The following is a 2,462-nucleotide window of genomic DNA, read 5'->3' on the forward strand; positions in this document are numbered from 1 at the left end:
AGGGCAGGTTACTCACGTGTTACTCACCCGTTCGCCACTAATCCCCGGYGCAAGCACCGGATCATCGTTCGACTTGCATGTGTTAAGCACGCCGCCAGCGTTCATCCTGAGCCAGGATCAAACTCTCCGTTGAAGTAAAACAGACACAGCACGCACCCCCGGGAAAACGGAAGAAACACGCTGCACAAAATTTGAAACCAGCTGTAAAAACCAGACCACACCACGGGGTGGCATAACCTGGTCAATTCAACCAATCCATTACAATAAATTGGTATCAACAAACTTGGCACACTATTGAGTTCTCAAACAACAGACACACCCGGCACCACCACAACCAACATTCAGTCGCGGATCGCTCCGGAGCAACTTTTCAAACTTACCGGATCTTGGGAGTGTTTGCAAATTCGCATTTCTGCGATTTACATTCTTCCAAGAAGGTCCCCACCGTTATTTAGCGCGCAAATTTGCGAACCATTTTCAGGCTGTTTATCAGGGGGTCGGTCGCTTTCTTTCCGCATCAGCGGCGGCGACTCGAATTACTTTACACGCCGGGAGGACCCCGCACAAATCGGCCCGTGGAGGTGGTGCCATACGCGCAGAACCCTGAATTGGCGCGGATTACCGGCCGCCCCCGCCCCTACCAGGCCGCGCACACGCCCAATTGGCTTTTTGTGCACCGCGTCACACTCTGCAACAGTGCCGCCGTCGTGCGTCTCGCTGTCCGCCGGCACGTGGTCGGGGGGGCTTCCCGAAGCCTCTGTCCCGCCGTCGGCCGCAGGACTATGCTTCCAGCTGCACCGATGGGAWTGCCACCGTGCGGAARCCGTTGCGTGGAAGGACATCAGTCATGGAATGCATAACGTGGTTCGCGCCGATTTTGCCCGGGAAACTGGAGGCSTGGAAAGCCCTGGACTCGGAGATGAACGGGACGCGCGCCGCGGACCACAAACGTTCGCGCGAGCGCATGGGCATCACCCGGGAGGTCGCCAGCCTCATGCAGACTCCCCAGGGGGACTTCGTCTGCCTGTTCCAYGAGGCCGAGGACCTGGCCAAGGCGTTCGGGATCCTTGCGACCTCGGACGATCCCTATGACGTCTGGTTCCGCGAGCAGCTGGTGGAGCTTCACGGGCTGACGCCGGAGATGCTGCAGGGCCCTCCCCCGGCCCAGCTGACSTTCGACTACAAGGCSGGGTGAGCGTCSGCCTCRCCSAATTCGACGGCGCCCCTGCGTGCCATACTCAGAGCGTGACGACGTCGTACGCGTTCCGTGCCGAGCTGTGGCACAACCCCGAGCAAGCCGGYTGGCACTTCATCACGCTGCCGCCGGACCTGGCGGAGGAGCTCAAGGACGAGGCYGCGCCGTTCCGCAAGGGCTTCGGTTCGGTGAAGGTGAGCGCCTGCATCGCCGGGCAGCGGTGGCGGACCTCGCTCTTCCCGGACAGCCGGCGCAACTCGTACCTGCTCCCGGTCAAGAARACCATCAGGACCGCGGCCGGCATCCATGCCGGGGATCAGGTGGACGTGGAACTCRACCTGGAACTCCCGGGCTGAACCCGGTTACGGTCCGGCGCGGGCCTTCGACGGTCCGGCGTCAGTCCGGGTACCGTCACCGCGCCGCCGTGGCCTCCACGAACGCCACCTGGGTGGCATATTGCTGATAGAGCTTGACGGCCTCGTCGATGTCAATGTGCCCGAAGTTCAGCGAGACCTGCARCCCCTCCAGCTGGGCGCTGGCCGTCTCGGCCGCGCTCACACGRTCCGCCACCGACCGGGASGTGGCGAAATTYGTTGCCAGCGCCGCGGCCACGGAACAGACCACCGCCAGCAGGCACAGCCCGCGCCACACGATCGAGTCGTCGGCCAGGTTGAAGAYGGCCGCCACCGCTTCGGTGAACCCSGTGCCCCCGACTGCCGGACCYGCSGTGAACGCGGCGGCCAGCGCGCTGCCCACAATGCTGATGCCGGCCAACCGGGTCCGACGTGGTCGTTCCCGGCCGAGGTAGGACTGAAGGTCCCGTTGCTTGTCATCGATGCGGTTGGATAGCTTCTGCCGCGTATCGGATGTTTCGTCCATGACCTGGTCCCCGGTTCCCTCGCCGATCGTGTCCGCACGCCCGGAACGTAGGATCCGGCTGCCAGCGGTCCGCCTGTTTCCCCGGCTTCCCCAGCCAAGGCGGAAGCTCCGCCGCGTAGCCGCTCCCCCGAAACGCGCACACGTTTAGGATGCTCCCGCGCCACGGCGAGTGTCTAGACAGACCCGCCAGCTGCGCTGCCGGAGGATTCGCCCCGCACCGGTATTCCGCACCGCGCCCCGAATTGCGCGCCAAAAACGGACGGCCGCTGCGTGAATCCGCGTAGCGGCTGCCAGTAAACGTGGCGGAACCAGCTTGCGGCCACTTATTGCCGCCGCCGTGGGTGCGCGGATGATCCCCAGCGGCCTCCACGCGGCCCCCAGTCAACTC

Annotated in this window: 3 protein-coding genes and 1 rRNA gene; 2 read left to right on the plus strand and 2 right to left on the minus strand. The window is 63.6% G+C overall.

Annotated features, from left to right (window positions below; genetic code table 11):
• A 16S ribosomal RNA gene (locus AC1DEY_RS22875) occupies nt 1-133 on the minus strand; the annotation flags it as partial.
• 786 nt (nt 134-919) lie between these two features.
• On the opposite strand from AC1DEY_RS22875, the gene AC1DEY_RS22880 reads away from it, so the two are divergent.
• A complete protein-coding gene (locus AC1DEY_RS22880) occupies nt 920-1,195 on the plus strand; it encodes a hypothetical protein (RefSeq protein ID WP_476869998.1) in 276 nt (91 codons plus the stop codon).
• Nucleotides 1,196-1,245: 50 nt separating this feature from the next.
• Nucleotides 1,246-1,551, plus strand: a complete 306-nt coding sequence (locus tag AC1DEY_RS22885; protein ID WP_476869999.1) for a DUF1905 domain-containing protein — start codon at nt 1,246-1,248, stop codon at nt 1,549-1,551.
• A 55-nt stretch (nt 1,552-1,606) separates the two neighbouring features.
• On the opposite strand, the gene AC1DEY_RS22890 is transcribed toward AC1DEY_RS22885, so the two are convergent.
• The gene (locus tag AC1DEY_RS22890) at nt 1,607-2,074 is read right to left on the minus strand and encodes a hypothetical protein (protein WP_476870000.1); all 468 of its coding nucleotides are present in this window, start codon (nt 2,072-2,074) and stop codon (nt 1,607-1,609) included.
• Nucleotides 2,075-2,462 lie beyond the last annotated feature (388 nt).

The organism is Arthrobacter sp. 05T47 (assembly GCF_056395825.1).